We start from the raw sequence: 16,806 nt of genomic DNA on the forward strand, positions 1-16,806 counted from the left end.
CAACGTGATGCCGTGCTGCCTGAATGGCTGCATTACTACAACTGGCACCGACCCCACATGGGGATCGGCAGCCAACCGCCTATTTCCAGAATCCCGCTGAACAACGTGGTGGGTTTACACAACTAACAGTCGACTCTACCCATGGCCTGTCCATGCACGACCCATGGCTTGCCCGTGCAGGCCCCATGGCTTGTCCATGCAGATGGTTTTCATTCGGCGGGCTTGGCTGCTGCCGAGGCCGCCGCGCTTGCGGCGCGGCGCGACAACACGGCTTCGCGGTGGGCGATGTAGGCGTTGGCGGCGAGGATGATGCCGGCACCGATGAGCGTCCAGCGATCCACGCTTTCGTTGAACAGCAGCCAGCCGAGCAGCGTTACCAGCGGCAGCTGCAGGAAGCTGATCGGGGTCAGCGCCGAGACTTCACCGAGCCGCAACGCCCGCGTCCACAGCAGCTGGCCGACGGTGCCCAGCACGCCGGTGGCCAGCAGCCACAGCCACGCCATGCCGGAGGGCCAGACCCAGACGAACAGTGCCGGGACCAGCGACAGCGGCACCCAGAACACGTAGGTGTAGAGCACCACGGTGTCAGCGCTGTCGACACGGGTCAGCTGCTTGATCTGGATCGCCACCAATGAGCTGAGCACGGCGGCTGCCACCGCTACCAGGCTGCCGGCGGTGAAGCCGGCGGTACCGGGGCGCACGATCACCAGCACACCGATGAATCCAACCACCACCGCGGCCCAGCGCCGTATACGCACGGTCTCGCCCAGCCACAGCACGGCGGCGATGGTGACGAACAACGGCGTGGAGTACGAGAGGGAAACCGCCTGCGCCAGTGGCAGATGGCCCAGTGCCCAGAACGCGCACAGCATCGAACCGAGGCCGATCGCACTGCGCACGAAATAGCGCGGCAGCTGCTGGGTCTTCAGCGGCGCATGGCCCGGGCGCAACAGCATCGGCAGCAGTGCCAGCAGGCCGAAGGCATTGCGGAAGAACGCCACTTCCTGGGTCGGCACGTAACGGGTGGCATAACGAATCGCCACCGCCATCAGACCGAAGGCCATCGTGCTGCCGAGCATCAGCAGCGCCGCCCGCATCGGGGTGGCGCTGGGGGAGAGGGCGGGGGTGTTCACCACTGTGCGCCGAGCAGGCGGGGCTCCGGTTCGATCGGCACGCCGAACTTCTCCAGCACTGAAGCGGAGATGCGTCGCGCCAGCGCCAGCAGTTCAGCACCGCTGGCATTGCCATGGTTGACCAGTACCAGCGCGTGGCTGGGGGCCACCCCGGCATCGCCTTCGCGGAAGCCCTTCCAGCCGCAGGACTCGATCATCCATGCCGCCGAGACCTTGCGCTTGCCGTCCTGGTCGGACGGGAACACCGGCAGGTCGGGGAAGTGCTGCAGCAGCACGTCGACCTGTTCCAGCGGCAGCACCGGGTTCTTGAAGAAACTGCCGGCGTTGCCCAGCACATCCGGGTCGGGCAGCTTGCGGCGGCGGATCGCGATCACCGCGTTGGCCACGTCCACTGCGCTCGGCAGCTCCACGCCCTGTGCCTGCAGTTCCTCGCGGATGCCGGCATAGTCCATGCGCAGGTCGTGCAGCAGCGGCAACTTCAGTTCGATGGCGGTGATCAGGTAGCGGTCCATCTGCTGCTTGAACACGCTGTCGCGGTAGGTGAAGCGACACTGCTCGTTGTCCAGCCGTACCCAGGTTTGTTCCTGGCAGTCCCAGGCCTCGACCGCCTGGATGAACTCGCCGACCTGCGCACCGTAGGCGCCGATATTCTGGATCGGCGCGGCACCGGCGGTGCCGGGAATCAGGGCCAGGTTCTCCAGCCCGGACAAGCCTTCCTGCAGCGACCACATCACCAGGCCATGCCAGGGCACGCCGGCCCCGGCGCGGATCACTGCGTGGTCAGCGCGGTGTTCCAGGAAACTGATGTCACGGTTGCCGAACACCAGTACCGTGCCTGGTAGGTCTTCGGCGATCAGCACGTTGCTGCCGCTTCCCAGCACCAGCAGTGGGCCGCTGGCCACTTCGGGCAGCGCCAGCACTTCCGGCAGCAGGGCCGCGTCGTGCAGTTCCAGCAGCTGGGCTGCACTGGCCTGCACATGGAAGGTGTTCAGCGCCTGCAGCGGTGCATTGCGGGTGAGCGTCCAGCGCAGCGGTGCGGCTGCATCGGTGGTGTCCATGGGCGCGCTCACAGCGGCGCCACCGCGCCGCGGCTCGGCGCCTCGCGGCGGCGACGGATCGCCTCCACGCATTCGGAGACCAGGGCAGGGCCACGGAAGATCAGGCCGCTGTAGCACTGCACCAGCGCGGCGCCGGCGGCCATCTTGGCCACCGCGTCGGCACCGGACAGGATGCCACCGACCCCCACCAGCGGCACCGATTCGGGCAGGCGCGAGCGCAGTCGGCGCAGCACCAGGGTGGACTGCTCCAACACCGGTGCGCCGGACAGGCCGCCGGCCTCGTTGGCCAGCGGATCGCCGGCCACCTTGCTGTGGTCGATGGTGGTGTTGGTGGCGATCACGCCGTCCACCTGCAGTTCGCCCAGCACGCGCGCGGCGGCATCGATGTCGCGGTCACTGAGGTCGGGCGCCACCTTGACCAGCATCGGTACGCGGCGGCCGTGGCGCGCCGCGAGGTCTTCCTGGCGGTCGCGCAACTGGCTGACCAGCTGGCGCAGCGCGGTCTCTTCCTGCAATTCACGCAGGCCGGCGGTGTTGGGCGAGGAGATGTTGACGGTGACGTAGTCCGCCAGCGGATACACCTTGTCCAGGCAGGCGATGTAATCGTCCACCGCCTGTTCGTTCGGGGTGTCCTTGTTCTTGCCGATGTTGATGCCGAGCAGGCCGCGGCGGTTGCGCGCGCGCTCGACATTGCGCACCAGCGCGTCCACGCCCGCATTGTTGAAGCCCATGCGGTTGATGATCGCGTTGTGTTCCGGCAGGCGGAACAGGCGCGGCTGCGGGTTGCCGGCCTGCGGGCGCGGGGTGATGGTGCCGATCTCGACGAAGCCGAAGCCGAGCGCGAACAGCGCATCGATGTGCTCGCCATTCTTGTCCAGGCCGGCGGCCAGGCCGACCGGATTGGGGAAGGTCAGCCCGAACACCGTACTGGGCATCGGCGCGATGCGTGCGGCCAGCAGCGGCGTGGTGCCGGTGCGGTAGGCCAGGTCCAGTGCGGACAGGCCGAGGCCGTGGGCGCGCTCGGCGTCGAGCGAGAACAGGAAGGGGCGGGCAAGCGAATACATGCGTCGGTTCAGTCCAGCGTGCCGAGGAAGGCTCGGGTTCGATATTCAAAAGCAACCTGGCCGTCGACCGCGTGGGCGGCGAACAGGTCCTGCAGAGCGTCGATCATCGGCGCGTGGCGCGGGTGACCGGATTGGGGTGCGTAGGAGGAGGACAGCAGGCGCCCTTGCAGGGCATCCAGATCCAGGTACTGCACGTTCGGCAGCTGCACCATGCCGCGCAGCCCGGCGCCGAACCAGGCCTGCATGGTGGCGTCGTCCTGGTAGCGCTCGGCCACGGCGGTGTAGTCGGTGCCGTAGTCCAGCAGCAGCTGTTCGTAGCCGACCAGGAACGGGCTGGCGTCGAGCAGGCGCGAGTTCCAGTAGATCAGTGCCTGGCCACCCGGGCGCAGGATGCGCTGCCACTCGGCGCGCACCGCTACGGTGTCGAACCAGTGGAAGGCCTGCGCGACGCTGACCAGGTCAACGCTGGCATCGTCCAGGCCGGTGGCCTCGGCGCGGCCATCGACGGCGGAAAAGCCCGGATACTGCGGCGCCAGCCACTCTTCGGCGGCGGCGCGCATGGCGGCGTTTGGCTCGACCGCCACCAGGGGATGACCGCTGGCCAGAAACTGACGGCTGGAAATGCCGGTGCCAGCACCGATGTCGGCGACACGGGCCTGGTGACTGACATCCATCGGGCCATGCAGCCATTCCAGCAGCGCGGGCGGGTAATCGGGCCGGTAGCGGACGTAGTCGGCGACGCGGCTGCTGAAGCGTTCAGTGCTGTCGGAAGTGGTCATGGCGTCAGTTCGACACCGCGGCCAGCCACGCCAGGCCGCCGAAGAACAGGATGAACACCAGGATGGCGGCGACTACCGCGCCGACCATCACCCAGCCCAGCACAAGACCGGTGACGGCCAGGCCATCGCCTTCCAGTTCCTGCGGGCGGCGGCGGATCTCGGCGCGGGCCATGTGGCCGGTGACGATCGCCACGATGCTGGCCACGAAGGGCAGGACGGTCCAGCTGGCGATGCCCATGACCAGGCTGACTACGGCCAGGGCGCTTGTCTGTCGGGGTGCCACGCTCATCGGGGTCCTCCTTGGCAGTGTGCACATGATAGTGCCTCTGCCCGGGCAATCCCATGCCCGGCGGATGCGATGGCGGGCGTGGACCCTGGTCGACAAACGAGGTGCCGGCCCTGGTAGGCGTCGACCTTGGTCGCCGAAGGGCATTTCAGCAGGGTAGGCGTCGACCTTGGTCGACGAAAGCCATTTCATCAGGGTAGGCGTCGACCTTGGTCGACGAAAGGCATGCCAACCAAGGTTGGCAGCTACCGGAGTGCCGGTGTCAGCCCATCAACACCTGGCCGCCATCCACATTGAGCACATGGCCGGTGATCCAGCGCGCCAGCGGCGAGCACAGGAACAGGGCCGCGTCGGCGATCTCGCGCGGATGGCCGAAGCGGCCGAACGGGATCTTCGCCAGGGTGCCGTGGTACAGCGCCGGATCTTCGGTGCGACGGCGATCCCACAGGCCGTCATCGAATTCAATCGAACCGGGGGCGATGGCGTTGACCCGGATCCGGTCCTTGGCCAGCGCCAGTGCCTGCGAGGTGGTGTAGTGCGACAGCGCGGCCTTGGCGGCGGCGTAGGGCGCGCCACCGGGGCGTGGCTGCTGTGCGGCGATCGAGGACAGGTTGAGGATGCAGGCATCGCTGGATGCGCGCAGCCACGGCAGTGCCAGGCGCGAAGCCCGTACCGCCGCCATCAGGTCGATCTGCAGGCTGGCGGCCCAGCCATCCTCGTCGTCGGCCATGCCGTAGCCGGTAGCGTTGTTGATCAGTACATCGATGCCGCCGAGCGCATCGGCAGCGGCCTGCAGCCAGGCCTGGATCTGGCCGGCGTCGGCCAGATCGGCGGAGACGGTATGCAGCGGGGTGCCCTGTGCCTGCGCATCGGCACGCAGGGCATCCAGGCCGGCGTGGCCACGTGCGCAGACCGAGACCTGCGCACCGGCGCCGGCAAATGCCAGCGCCATTTCACGACCGATGCCCTTGCTGCCGCCGGCGATCAGCACGCGGCGACCGGTGAAATCGAGGGTCGGAGCCCCATTGGGGATCCGGCCCTGGGCAGGGGTCAGATCCCCGGAGGGGCTCTGACCCGCAGCCATGGCAGAAACGTCTGCCATCACAGATCGAACTTGATGCCCTGGGCCAGCGGCAGCGAGTCCGAATAGTTGATGGTGTTGGTCTGGCGGCGCATGTAGACCTTCCACGCATCCGAGCCGGACTCGCGGCCGCCGCCGGTGTCCTTCTCGCCACCGAAGGCGCCACCGATCTCCGCACCGGACGTGCCGATGTTGATGTTGGCAATGCCGCAGTCGCTGCCAGCGGCCGATAGGAACTTCTCGGCAGTCTTCAGGTTCTGGGTGAAGATCGAGGACGACAGGCCCTGCGGCACGCCATTCTGCATGTCGATGGCTTCATCGAGGGTGTCGTACGGCATCACGTACAGGATCGGCGCGAAGGTCTCGTGCTGGACCACGGCATCGCTGTTCTTCAGGCCGGAGACGATGGCCGGCAGCACGAAGTTGCCTGGGCGGTCGATGCGGGTGCCGCCGGTTTCAATGGTGCCGCCGGCGGCCTTGGCCTGGGCGATGGCATCGAGGAACTGCTGCACGGCGCCGTCGCTGTTCAGCGGGCCCATCAGGTTGGCCGCATCGGTCGGGTCGCCGATCTTGCCTTCGACCTGCTTGTAGGCCTTGACCAGGGTGGCCAGCACGTCGGCGTAGATCGAGCGGTGCACGATCAGGCGGCGGGTGGTGGTGCAGCGCTGGCCGGCGGTGCCGACGGCGCCGAACACGATGCCCGGCACGGCCAGCTTCAGGTCGGCGGTTTCGTCCAGGATGATGGCGTTGTTGCCACCCAGTTCCAGCAGGCAGCGGCCGAGGCGACGCGCGACCTTCTCGTTGACGGTGCGGCCGACCTGGGTCGAGCCGGTGAAGCTGATCAGCGGCACGCGACGGTCATCGACCATCTTTTCCGACAGCGCGGTGCCGGCATCGTTGATCAGGAAGAAGATGTCCGGGAAGCCGGCTTCGCGCAGGGCGTCGTTGCAGATCTTCAGCGAGGCGATGGCGGTCAGCGGCGTCTTGTTGGACGGCTTCCAGATGCACACGTCGCCACAGATGGCGGCCAGGAACGAGTTCCAGCTCCACACCGCGACCGGGAAGTTGAAGGCGGAGATGATGCCGACCAGGCCCAGCGGGTGGTACTGCTCGTACATGCGGTGGCCGGGGCGCTCGGAATGCATGGTGTAGCCGTACAGCATGCGGCTCTGGCCCACGGCGAAATCGGCGATGTCGATCATCTCCTGCACTTCGCCGTCGCCTTCCGGCTTGCTCTTGCCCATTTCCAGCGCCACCAGCGAACCCAGGGCGTCCTTGTGCTTGCGCAGCGCTTCACCGCACAGGCGCACGGCTTCGCCGCGACGCGGGGCCGGCGTGGTACGCCAGATCTTGAAGGCTTCCTGGGCGCGGGCGACGACGGTCTCGTACTCGGCCTCGGTGGTCGCGCGGACCTGCGCGATCGGCTCGCCGGTGGTCGGGTTGACCGGGGTGATCAGCTCACCGCTGGTCGCGCTCGACCACTCCCCGTTGCCCAGGTACGTGCCAGCGTTGATCGCGTCCAGGCCAAGGGACTTGAGCAGCTCGGAAGACATGCAGACTCCTGTGTTTCGTTACGTTGTTTGGTGCCATCGCGGGCAGGTGGGGGGCGCGATGAACTGAATCGCCGATGGTAGCAGAGCGGCCTGTCCGGCCATGGTGCAACGCGCCAGCGCCGCCGTGTGGAGCACGAATGCTTGGAGGGCAGGGTGTGTTGCCTGTAAACTTCCCGGCTGCATGGCCCCGTAGCTCAGCTGGATAGAGCGTCCCCCTCCTAAGGGGAAGGTCGCCCGTTCGAATCGGGCCGGGGTCACCATAATCAAGCACTTAGGCGCAGTTCGGCATGTCGGTGTTGCTCTATTTCGCCACTTTTCGGACCTGATTTGGCACAGTTGGCACACCACTTTTTTTGATGGGCAGGCCATGGACGAAGCAGCGCCGCTGGACCTCTACTGCTGCCTTACCTCGTTGAGTATTGGGTGCGAGCCTTTCGACCTGGGCAACGGCCTGGCGCTGCAGCCCGGCTACACGCATGTCATGTCAAACACGATGGTTGCAATCCGGCGTCCCGCGATGCCCGGTCAGCACCATCCAGGCCCTTGGGCAGCAACAGGACATGGGTTTGGCTTCGATTCCGAAGTGGCGCTGTATATCCCGGCTAGCTATAAGCGGCGCAAATCCGATTCAAGAGCGATTGCAATGCAGCTAGTTGCATTGCTCAGATTGTGGGTTGATCCGCGCATCCGTTTGATCCTCGGATCCAATATTTCTCCCCAGAGTATCGAGTGGTCACCCGAGAAGGGGTGGGCTCATGTCGCGAACGCGGTTGAGGTGCAGCCTTGGTATTTCCAGCTGCACCCGGCCACGGAGCGTGATACGCGGCAAGACCTCGAGTGGGTTCGGGAAAACTGGGAGGCGGCGCTAGATCTGGTAGAGAGCAGCGCAGCGTTCAGCCTGGCCGTCGACGCATTGGCCAATGCTCAGCTGATACACAGCTCAGCTCTTGGGCTAGTGTCGGTATGGGGCGCTTTGGAGGCGCTGTTCACCGGGTCAAACAGTGAGCTTAGGTTCCGAGTGTCGGTCATGATAGCCGCGTACCTCAAGCCGCCTGGTCCGGAGCGGACCGCGCAGCACAAGAAGGTGTTGAAGCTGTATGACGCACGGTCGGCTGCTGCGCATGGGTCTCCAAAACACTCATCCGACGATTTGCTCGCCTCCCTCGAACTGTTGCGCAAAGTGATCATCAAGATGATTGAGGCCAAGAAAGTCCCGACTAAAGAAGAGCTTGAAGGCTTGCTCTTCGGGTCGTGACAGCGACTCAGTAGCGGAGCTTTGCGACAGCGCCGTCATCACCATCCGGCGTCAGATGCGCGTAGTATTTCTCCGTCGTTGCGTAGTCAGCGTGTCCTGCGAGGATCTGCACTCGACGCAGTGGCACGCCTGCCATCACCATGTGTGCGCAGAAGGTGTGACGGAGTCGGTGTAGGTGCCCGCCGACCCCGGCCAGCTCCGAATCTTTCTTGAACCAGGCAGACACGGTGTCCTTGTGTACCGTGACGAGCGGATCTGGCAGATGCCGAAGCGCCCAGCTGGCATAGCGGTTTAGGGGAACCTCCCGCCACTTCCCTGACTTTGTCCGGCCTTCGCCGTTCTCGTCCGGATCGCTTTCAACAAGCAGGCGTCCGCCCACGACCGAGTTTTTCTCCAAGCCGATGATCTCGCCCCGACGCAGCCCGGTGTGGGCCATGAAGAGCCAAAGCGGCGCACGGGCGGGGTTCGCCCGATACAACCGGCGCATCGCGGCCCGGTCATAGAACTTGACTGCCACGCTCCGCACGCCGCGAGAGGCTTTCACGGTGGCGAGCGGGTTCACGTCCAGCTCTTTCCATTGGACGCCGCAGTTGAATGCCGCCTTCAGCCGCCGAATCTCCTTCCCAACTGTTTCCTTTGCCGCTTTGTCGTCCAGCAGCCTGGAGCGCTTGTACTGCTCTACCTCCACCGCGCGGATGCTGTCGATTGGCCGGTGCCCGAAGCGCTCGATGAAGCGCTTCACTTCGCTTCTGGCCTTCGAAATGGTAGTCGGGTGCTCGGCTTCGTACCAGTCCAGATACCATCCCAGGTAGTCCCGAACCTTGGGCAGACGCGCCAAGATCCTGACCCCGTGAGTCAGTTCTGCTTCTTTCGCGGCACGTATTCTCTCCGCCTCACGGGCGTCAGGTTGCCCAATGGACCGGCGAAAGCGTTCGCCGCCTTCAGCCCAGTCGAGGTAGGCCTTGCTGCCGCGCCAGTAGAGTCGAACCTTTGCCATTCCTCTGCACCTTCGATCGCGGCATGTGCCGGACGCCTATGCGTTCAAGGTGGAACGCGCCGACGGTTCCATCGAGTATCGGCTGGAGGCGCGTGCGAGGGTGACCTGTCGATTCAGGCGAGAGAGCACTGGTGCTGTAGGGCGCAGCCCTCATGAGGAAATGTGAGCCCCACCGCCATCACGACGGCAGGGCTCAGTCCTCAGAAGGGTGCTACTGAAAGAACAAGCCCCACCGCGCAGGCAATCCAAGACAGAGTAAGCAGGAACAGCGTCCGTGGCTTATTGGTGAACCATTCGGCATTCCGCACCCTCGCTCTATAGGAAACGATGAGCGCGATGAAGACGAGGGATGGAATGATGTACGGCCAGACAAGAGCGCCCTTGGCACCCCTTCCGATCGACAGTCCGGCCAGCATCCATACTGCAGAGCTCATCGTCAGGATCAAAAATGCCCGGATAAGAATGCCGTTTCCGTGGATCAGTCGCTCTGATCCACGTTCTATGGGGTTAGGGAGTTCACTTGGCATTGTGCACCTGAGGGAGTGTAGGAACAGCCGATTCGGAAACCAACATATACCGGTGGAGAGTTTGCGCCGATCCAACGGACACCCAGGTTGTCGAGGTGTCTTATCATCTCACCACCCGGGCCTGCCGCAAGTGGGCCCGTCGGATAAATGTACGTTTGGGAAGCTTGATCGGGGCTCGCAATATCCTTCTGCCCGTCAGGAATCACATTGCCTGCTGCGTCTCGCCCGGATCCACGGATGTATCTGTACCCGTGATCTTGATAGGTGTATTGCACGAGAATGTAAGAGCCGTCAGGGAAGGGAATAGTGGTTACGATGCTGAAGGGGCTCGGCAGCTTTGTGATGTTGACGGCTTGAGAGAAGCCTGAAACGAGAACACGAAGGGTCTCTCCCACAAACCGCAAAGGCCCGAGATTGTCGTAGGATAGTGTTTTCGCAATAGCCGCCTCACGCCAAGCCGGTGTCGTCACCGCATCCATTGCATTCATCGGGTAGGTCTGAGGTGGATCGGCGAGTGGTATAGCCTGGGTGGGCGCTGCGGCGATCGCGCCACCGAATGAGTTGAGCGCAGCGCGGCTGTCATATACAGGCGCTTGGACTCTAACCGTCTCAGACCGGCCATTCGCGTCGTAGAGCTGCATGCCCGCATTGAACATTGCTTGTTCGTCCGCAGTCAGCATGATTTCCTTTACTTTTGTTCCGCCTGGAGCGGCAGCTGCGCGATAAAGCGGGCCGCCACTACCGGATACGTTCATGTGGTACAGGCGTCGATTCTTGAAATCCCAGAAGTAGTAGTCTCCGTCTCCTCCTGCCTTTGACTGCATCTGACGCTTTGTCAAAGTGCAGTCATCACAGGTTATTGAGTCGATTGCGTGTGCGGAGAGGGCACTTGTGAAAAGCGATATTCCGAGAATGACCTTTGCAGCCTTCAAACGCATTTCAGTTCCTTCCTGGAGTTGTAGATTGGCGTGCAATGTAAGCGCAGCGTGAACGTGCTGGCGCTTCACTTATACTCTTCAACCAAGCGCGAGCTTTTGCCGATTTTGGCGGGAGAACTCTTTGGTCACGTAGCATGGGTTGTTGGGAAAGGTGGACATTTGCCAGCCCTGCCTCTTGGGTTCCCTGATGGGGCAGTAATCACCAGCGTCGTGTGATCGAGTGGCAATGGACCCACGCTGGTCCCAGGCACTTCGTAAGTTGCTGATTGAGCGGGCGACGAAATCCCCTCCCAAGGGGAAGGTCGACCGTTCGAATCGGGCCGGGGTCGCCAGAATCAACAACTTGCGAAAGCCGCTATATCGCCACAGGCCATATCGGGCCATCAAAAGGCGCCATTTGGTCACAGTGGTGGTAATGGCGAATCAATAGGTTGGCTTCGCCACCGCACCGTCATCGCCCTCAGGGGGAGAGGTGCTCGTAGCACTTCCAGTAGTGGCGTAGTCGGCATGCCCGGCCAGGATCTGCACCTGTCGCAACGGCACTCCGGTGATGGCCATACCGTGTTCTTGTGCACGGCGACAAGCGGATCGGATAGACAGCGAAGTGCCCAGCGCACATACCGGCCCAGCGGCGCCTCGCGCTACTTGCCGACCTCGTGCACCCCCGGCCATCTTCGTCTGGATCGCTCTCAACACTTTGGCTGCCCACCTCTGCCGGGAGGCTTGGTGGGCGGCTGGAGTTGGATTGCCGCGCGGCAATTGAATCGCAATGCCGTAAGGTAATCTTTCTGCCGATCCGTTCGGAATTGCGCAAGTGCGGACGCGCAGTAGAATCAGCCAACAATAACGGAGGGGATCATGCGGAAAGGAATGCTTGGTGCTGCGGCCGCAATGGCCACGTTAATCGGCTGTTCCACGGTCCCCGTCACGGAGGAAACCGCCAGGCCGGTGCCTCCTGATCGTATCTACAAGGCCGAACGCTTGGCGCCGTCGCCGGACCGTAGTGCGCAGATCTACATCATGCGGGACAAGGGTTTCCATGGATCTGCCTGCACGCATGCCATCTCTCTCAACAATGAGAAGGTGATGGACATTCGCCAGTCCGAAGCCGCCACTCTGTATGTATCACCAGGCTCCTACTTCGTGAAGCTCGACACAGGCGGCGGCGCCTGCCCGAACATTTCAACGTCTCAGAACCTGACCATCAACGCGGGCGAAAGGCAGGTCTATCGAATCCTGCTGCCGTCCAATGGGAACCTTCGCCTGACCTGCGAGCAATAACCAAGCGCGGCAGGTCATGCAACGCCATGCAGGTGCTGGGTGAGGCGGACTCGGCCGCCGATGATCGAATCGTCAATCAGACGGAATGACGGATAGAGGCCATCTTCGACGAACCCGGTGTACCCCGTGTCGACCAGCACTACTACTGGCGCAGTGCGTCCGGGCTGGGTACCTGGCCCAGGTGGAGGCTGGATTCACGCGGCCGCAGGCCATGCAACCGGTGTCCGCCAAACTGGGCCCCGGCAAAATGCAGGCAGCGTCGGATTGTCGGTCCCGTGAAAACCGCAATCCTGTGGTAGTAAAGGCCCCAGCGGTGGCATGACGCCGCCGACAGGGGGCAACATGAAGGCGATGACCGCTGTTCTGGTTGCGGCTGTGCTTTGCGTTGGTTGTTCAACCAAGGGGGGGGGCACTGCACCCTACAACGTCTCTTTCGTTGGCCATCCTTCCCGGGCCGCCGTAGCACCACCTCCACCTCCACCTCCACCTCCGCCGCCCCCCGTTGACGGTCAGGCCCAGGCGCCTGATCCCAGCGGAGTCAAGCCTCCGAGGAGGCTTCCCCGCGACGGATGGTATGAGCCTGGAGAGGAGGTGGATGACGCCTCGGACGTTGAGGAGGCGTTGCCAGCGGTACTGGCGGAATGCAAGAAGCTCATCCTCGGGATGGAGAACAAATCCGTTGATCAGCGAAAGGCGTCCCTCTGGGTGTACGGCATCGGGCTGGTCGCGGGCACGGTCATCGCACCTGCACTTACGGCGGCGAACGCTGCCAAGCACGCCGGTGCAATAGCGGGACTAAGTGCATTGGGGGGCGCCTCTGGTATGGCGGGAAAGGCGCTGGAGGACTCTGGGTTCGGGGGATCCGCGGCAATTGCTGATCGTAGAGCTGTCGCTGACGTGATTCGTCTGAAGCTCCCAGTGATCACGGATCGCAGAGAGGCGTCGCACGATCGACGGAAGGCGCTTACGGAAATGCAGGCTGCATGCTTTGCCTACGATCTGACCACCCCGAAGCCCATCCAGTCGTCAACAACCGGCAAATGAACAAGGAAGGGCCCGCTCTCCGATGGGCCCTTCTCTTTTACACCCCGCGTTAAGTTCGCTGCCGTCACTTTGCTCCGGGTGAAGAAGGTGGGCAACATCGGCGAGCGCGCCATCAACACCATCGTCGTGCGGTACGACATGCTGGATAGCTTGCTGGCTCTGAAGCGAAAGGGTATCGGGAGGAGGAGCCCGAAGACCCCGAAGTCGATGGACGACACTTTGCGTCTGTGGGTAAGGCCGATTGAATTTTCTGCTGGGGCAGTCGGCATGTGTTCCAGATATGGCAGTAGAATCCGCGCCTGCCCCTCTCTTTCGGGTCATCATGTCGATACGAGTAGCGTGCCTGTGCGGGAACGTCGCCATTGAGCTGGGTGGAGAGCCGGTCGCACGCGCCAACTGCCACTGTTCATCGTGCAGGGACTTCTACGGTGTCACCGTGTTCTCCGCGACGGCATGGGAGGCTTCGTCGGTTCAGATGGCCTCCTTCGATGCGCGAAGCTTCAGCCATCCCCACAAGCAGCTGAAGAAGACCTTCTGTGCTACGTGCGGCGAGGTTGTGTTCGGCACGAACCGTCTGTGCATGCGTGTCGTTCCCAACGCCATGCTCGCCCGCGCTGGCGGCGGATGGCTGGACGTTGCCATGGCGCCCACAATGCATCTCTACTACCGGCAACGCGTCGTTGAGGTTCGCGATGAGTTGCCGTAGTACCTTGATGGCTGGGACGGCCCTGCCTACCTGCAGAGCTGAAGCTGCGACTGTGATGGTGCAAGGGCATTGTCGCAGGACAACATTCAACGGCTGCCGCGCAGCGTGACGGCGTTGGGCGGGCCGCTCACAATCAGTGGACCAGACCACACAGGCATCCTCATGCCCGCACAGTTGCAGCCGGTTCAACCTCGGCATTACCCGCGTATCGCTGGCTGGCTCGATTCGGTTGCAGCGACGCAACGCTGGGCTGGCCCGGGCGTTGCGTTTCCTCTGCTGCCTGAGGCATTCGCACGGACTCTTGAACTGGCCGAGCGCCCGGGTTGGGTGCTGTTGGACGGGGAGGGTGCGTGCATGGGGTTCGGCCAGTACTGGTTGACCGCGCCCGGCACTGCCCACCTGGGCCGCATCATTGTCTCGCCGCAGGCGCGTGGGCGCGGCCTGGGACGGGTGCTGATGCAGTTGTTGTGTGCCGAGGCCCTGCGGTCGCCGGATGTGCAGCGCCTGAGCCTGCGTGTCTATCGTGACAACGTCGCGGCGGTCGCGCTCTACCGCGATTTCGGCTTCCAGCCGGTGGAAGATGCCTCGACGCCGGAATTGTTGTTCATGCAGCGCAGCGAGGGCTGAGCCGTGATCACGTGGGCAGCGGTACGGTCTGCTGCGCCTGCCATTCCCTGGCGGTGATGCGGCTGATGTGTTCGGTGCGGTAGTCGCCGAGGAAGCGGTTGAACTGGTTGACCTCGGTGTGGTGATGGCGGAAACCGCATTTGGCCTGCGCGCTCATCGATTGCAGGTTGTCGGCGAAGTAGCCGCACCACAACGCATCCAGCTGCAGATCCAGGAAGGCATGCCGCATCACCTCACGTACAGCTTCGGGTACCAGGCCACGCCCCCAGTACGGTACGCCGATCCAGTAGGCGATCTCTCCCTCGCGCTCGCCCAAGCTGAAGTTGCTGTCTGCACCGATCAGGATGCCGACGCAACCGATGGCACGCCCGTTCTCGCGGCTCTGCAGGGCGTAGACCTCCGGTCGGTTGAACACGGTGCGGATGATGTCGGCACTCTCCTCTACGCTGGCATGCGGTGGCCAACCGGCGACGGGCCCCACGCGCGGGTCGCGGGCGTACTCGTACAGATCGGCGGCGTCACTGTCGCGCCAGGGGCGCAGGATCAAGCGTTGGGTGGCCAGTTGCATGGCGGGTCCGTCGGTGGAAAGAGAGTGCACAGGCTAGGTTTCGACGGGCAGGGAGCACAGGGCGGGACCTTGATGGTTTCGGTACTTTTCACAACTTCTTCGTTCGGGCGGATATGCTCTGCCGCGATATCCCAGTGGAATCCCAGTGGATCGGCCCATGGATCGCATTCCCCAGCTTCTGGAACAGGACGAATCCATGCGTCTGGAAGTCAGTACGCTGGCGGAAGGCTTGGGTGTTCCGCTGTCGTTCGGGCACGCCTATCTGACGGTGCTGGTGTGCGTGTCCGGGCGTGCGCGGTTCGCACTGAACTTCCGCGAAGTGGCGGTGCAGCGGCACGACGTACTGGTGCTGGCGGAGGATACGCTGGCGCTGCTGCGGCAGCGTTCGCGCCGCTTCCTTGCGGTGGCCTGCCTGGTGCCGAAAGCGCTGGCATCGGAGGTGGCCTATGTGCTGCCCAATGCACTGTTCAAGTTCCTGCACGAGCACCCCCATTGTGTGCCGTCACCGCTGGAGGTGCCGCTGCTGCAGGGTTGGCTGCAGCAGTTGATGGATGCCCAGCACAACGGTGGCCGCCATCGGCACGTGATGCTGCGCAACCTGCTGCAGACCTTTTTCCTGAAGTTCGCCACACTGCTCCCGGCATACTACGAGGCGGCGCCGCAGGTCGGCCGGCGCGAGCGCCTGGCCTGGAGCTTCTGGGAGCTGGTCGGCCAGCGCAGCACGCGCCAACGCGACGTGCAGTCCTACGCCGAGGCGCTGTGCATTACCCCGTTCTATCTCTCGCAGGTGACCCGGGAATGCTTCGGCGAAACGCCGAAGGCGTTGATCGACCGCCAGGTGGTGCTGGAGATCAAGGCGCTGCTGAGCTACAGCGAACTGCCGATCGGACGCATCGCCGAACGCCTGTGCTTCGAGGACGCGTCCTACCTGTGCCGCTATTTCCGGCGGCACACCGGTCAATCGCTGACCGGCTACCGCCGGGCGGGGCAGGGCGGTATCAGTGCGATACGAACAAGGGCGCCGGTACTTCGGCGAGCAGATCCTCGGTGACCCCGCCGAGCACGCGCTCGACCACGCGACTGCGGCTGTAGGGCCCCAGCACCAGCAGATCGGCTTCGGCATCAAGTACATGCTGGCGAATGGTGGCAGCTACACCCCCTTGGCTGGAGCTGATCGCCTGTATCTCCACTTCAACGCCGTGCCGCGCCAGATGCTGGGCCATTTCAGCGCCGGGTGCCGCTTCAGCCTTGGGCGTGTCGACCATCAGCAGGTGCACGGCCTGCGCGCGGGCCAGCAGAGGCAGGGCATCTGCCACCGCACGACGGGCCTGCTTGCTGGCATTCCAGGCCACCACGATACGCCGGCCGACCTGCTTGCCCTTCCAGTGCGGCGGCACCAGCAGCATCGGTACCCCGGTCTGGCGCAGCGTGCCCAGTGGATGCCAGCCGGAGGGCGCGCCTGGTGTGTGCGGATAGCCGGCGATGATCAGGTCGCAGTACAGCGACTGCAGCGCCAGGTCAGCGCCACCCAGGTAGTCCGAGACGATGCGCAGTTCGGTGCTGATCTGCAGCGGCTCGGACACGGCACGCAGGTTCTGCATCAGCTGTGCGGTGCAGGCGGCATCCGCGCGGGCCTCGTGGTCCAGCGCGGCGGCGATGCCGGCACCGCGCGCGAAGCCGTTGGCGATGTCGGTGGGATGCAGGGCCGTGGAGACTGCGACCAGATGCGCCTGCTGGGCCTGCGCCAGGTCGGCGGCGATGTTGAGAACGCGGTGCCCGGTGTCGCTGGCGTCGAACAGCACGGCGATATCGCGTAGTGGGTGCAGCATGGCGTTGTCTCCCTCGATGCCTGTGACGCGTTCCCTGCCGTGCACCGACCCGGGTGCACCGGACGCCCCCCCGTTGTAGC

Annotated in this window: 19 protein-coding genes and 1 tRNA gene; 8 read left to right on the forward strand and 12 right to left on the reverse strand. The window is 64.0% G+C overall.

Features of this window, described 5'->3' with window-relative positions; translation table 11 throughout:
* The coding region (locus AC5P60_RS12980) for an integrase core domain-containing protein (RefSeq protein ID WP_495201759.1) at positions 1-126 on the forward strand (126 nt) is incomplete at its 5' end.
* Positions 127-209: 83 nt separating this feature from the next.
* Here AC5P60_RS12980 and AC5P60_RS12985 read toward each other — a convergent pair.
* The 7 genes from AC5P60_RS12985 to amaB all read right to left on the reverse strand — a co-directional run bounded on the left by AC5P60_RS12985 (position 210) and on the right by amaB (position 6,954).
* The gene (locus AC5P60_RS12985; RefSeq protein WP_032966688.1) at positions 210-1,097 is read right to left on the reverse strand and encodes a DMT family transporter; all 888 of its coding nucleotides are present in this window, start codon (positions 1,095-1,097) and stop codon (positions 210-212) included.
* Between the two features lie 32 nt (positions 1,098-1,129).
* Entirely contained in the window at positions 1,130-2,191 is a 1,062-nt protein-coding gene (murB, locus tag AC5P60_RS12990) for a UDP-N-acetylmuramate dehydrogenase (RefSeq protein ID WP_111108873.1), read from the reverse strand.
* Between the two features lie 8 nt (positions 2,192-2,199).
* Complete coding sequence (locus tag AC5P60_RS12995; protein WP_033833267.1) at positions 2,200-3,255, reverse strand: quinone-dependent dihydroorotate dehydrogenase; 1,056 nt, start codon at positions 3,253-3,255, stop codon at positions 2,200-2,202.
* Positions 3,256-3,263: 8 nt separating this feature from the next.
* A complete protein-coding gene (locus tag AC5P60_RS13000; RefSeq protein ID WP_049452709.1) occupies positions 3,264-4,034 on the reverse strand; it encodes a class I SAM-dependent methyltransferase in 771 nt (256 codons plus the stop codon).
* A 4-nt stretch (positions 4,035-4,038) separates the two neighbouring features.
* Positions 4,039-4,323 (reverse strand): DUF4190 domain-containing protein, encoded by a 285-nt coding sequence (locus tag AC5P60_RS13005; protein ID WP_049403190.1) that lies wholly within the window; start codon positions 4,321-4,323, stop codon positions 4,039-4,041.
* A gap of 259 nt (positions 4,324-4,582) precedes the next feature.
* Positions 4,583-5,422: an SDR family NAD(P)-dependent oxidoreductase gene (locus tag AC5P60_RS13010; RefSeq protein ID WP_049430871.1), complete on the reverse strand. Its 840-nt coding sequence runs from the start codon at positions 5,420-5,422 to the stop codon at positions 4,583-4,585.
* Positions 5,422-6,954, reverse strand: coding sequence for an L-piperidine-6-carboxylate dehydrogenase (gene amaB / locus AC5P60_RS13015; RefSeq protein WP_049403192.1), 1,533 nt, complete (start codon positions 6,952-6,954; stop codon positions 5,422-5,424). The genes AC5P60_RS13010 and amaB overlap by 1 nt, the downstream gene beginning before the upstream one ends.
* Before the next feature lie 183 nt (positions 6,955-7,137).
* On the opposite strand from amaB, the gene AC5P60_RS13020 reads away from it, so the two are divergent.
* Both AC5P60_RS13020 and AC5P60_RS13025 read left to right on the forward strand, forming a co-directional pair.
* Positions 7,138-7,214, forward strand: a tRNA-Arg gene (locus tag AC5P60_RS13020).
* A 107-nt stretch (positions 7,215-7,321) separates the two neighbouring features.
* Positions 7,322-8,209 carry a hypothetical protein gene (locus AC5P60_RS13025; protein ID WP_483692763.1) on the forward strand — a complete coding sequence of 296 codons (888 nt, stop codon included), beginning with the start codon at positions 7,322-7,324 and terminating at the stop codon, positions 8,207-8,209.
* 7 nt (positions 8,210-8,216) lie between these two features.
* Here AC5P60_RS13025 and AC5P60_RS13030 read toward each other — a convergent pair whose 3' ends face one another.
* The 3 genes from AC5P60_RS13030 to AC5P60_RS13040 all read right to left on the reverse strand — a co-directional run bounded on the left by AC5P60_RS13030 (position 8,217) and on the right by AC5P60_RS13040 (position 10,671).
* Positions 8,217-9,206, reverse strand: a complete 990-nt coding sequence (locus AC5P60_RS13030) for a tyrosine-type recombinase/integrase (protein ID WP_483692762.1) — start codon at positions 9,204-9,206, stop codon at positions 8,217-8,219.
* 200 nt (positions 9,207-9,406) lie between these two features.
* A complete protein-coding gene (locus AC5P60_RS13035; RefSeq protein WP_464049700.1) occupies positions 9,407-9,733 on the reverse strand; it encodes a hypothetical protein in 327 nt (108 codons plus the stop codon).
* On the reverse strand, positions 9,706-10,671 hold the full coding sequence (locus AC5P60_RS13040) for a hypothetical protein (RefSeq protein ID WP_143568313.1): 966 nt from the start codon (positions 10,669-10,671) through the stop codon (positions 9,706-9,708). The genes AC5P60_RS13035 and AC5P60_RS13040 overlap by 28 nt, the downstream gene beginning before the upstream one ends.
* An 858-nt stretch (positions 10,672-11,529) precedes the next feature.
* Here AC5P60_RS13040 and AC5P60_RS13045 point away from each other — a divergent pair.
* The 4 genes from AC5P60_RS13045 (at position 11,530) to AC5P60_RS13060 (ending at position 14,329) form a co-directional block, all read left to right on the forward strand.
* The gene (locus AC5P60_RS13045; protein ID WP_483692761.1) at positions 11,530-11,952 is read left to right on the forward strand and encodes a hypothetical protein; all 423 of its coding nucleotides are present in this window, start codon (positions 11,530-11,532) and stop codon (positions 11,950-11,952) included.
* 591 nt (positions 11,953-12,543) lie between these two features.
* The gene (locus AC5P60_RS13050; RefSeq protein ID WP_049430985.1) at positions 12,544-12,996 is read left to right on the forward strand and encodes a hypothetical protein; all 453 of its coding nucleotides are present in this window, start codon (positions 12,544-12,546) and stop codon (positions 12,994-12,996) included.
* 322 nt (positions 12,997-13,318) lie between these two features.
* On the forward strand, positions 13,319-13,702 hold the full coding sequence (locus tag AC5P60_RS13055; protein ID WP_111188630.1) for a GFA family protein: 384 nt from the start codon (positions 13,319-13,321) through the stop codon (positions 13,700-13,702).
* 162 nt (positions 13,703-13,864) lie between these two features.
* Complete coding sequence (locus AC5P60_RS13060) at positions 13,865-14,329, forward strand: GNAT family N-acetyltransferase (RefSeq protein WP_483693034.1); 465 nt, start codon at positions 13,865-13,867, stop codon at positions 14,327-14,329.
* 7 nt (positions 14,330-14,336) lie between these two features.
* Here AC5P60_RS13060 and AC5P60_RS13065 read toward each other — a convergent pair whose 3' ends face one another.
* On the reverse strand, positions 14,337-14,897 hold the full coding sequence (locus AC5P60_RS13065) for a GNAT family N-acetyltransferase (RefSeq protein WP_049396312.1): 561 nt from the start codon (positions 14,895-14,897) through the stop codon (positions 14,337-14,339).
* Between the two features lie 157 nt (positions 14,898-15,054).
* Here AC5P60_RS13065 and AC5P60_RS13070 point away from each other — a divergent pair, with 157 nt between their 5' ends.
* Positions 15,055-15,948 carry an AraC family transcriptional regulator gene (locus AC5P60_RS13070; protein WP_049452953.1) on the forward strand — a complete coding sequence of 298 codons (894 nt, stop codon included), beginning with the start codon at positions 15,055-15,057 and terminating at the stop codon, positions 15,946-15,948.
* On the opposite strand, the gene AC5P60_RS13075 is transcribed toward AC5P60_RS13070, so the two are convergent.
* The gene (locus AC5P60_RS13075; RefSeq protein ID WP_483692760.1) at positions 15,896-16,726 is read right to left on the reverse strand and encodes a universal stress protein; all 831 of its coding nucleotides are present in this window, start codon (positions 16,724-16,726) and stop codon (positions 15,896-15,898) included. The two genes, AC5P60_RS13070 and AC5P60_RS13075, sit on opposite strands and share 53 nt — an antisense overlap.
* Between the last annotated feature and the right edge of the window lie 80 nt (positions 16,727-16,806).

This window comes from Stenotrophomonas sp. YJH_SMC_120 (assembly GCF_059368675.1).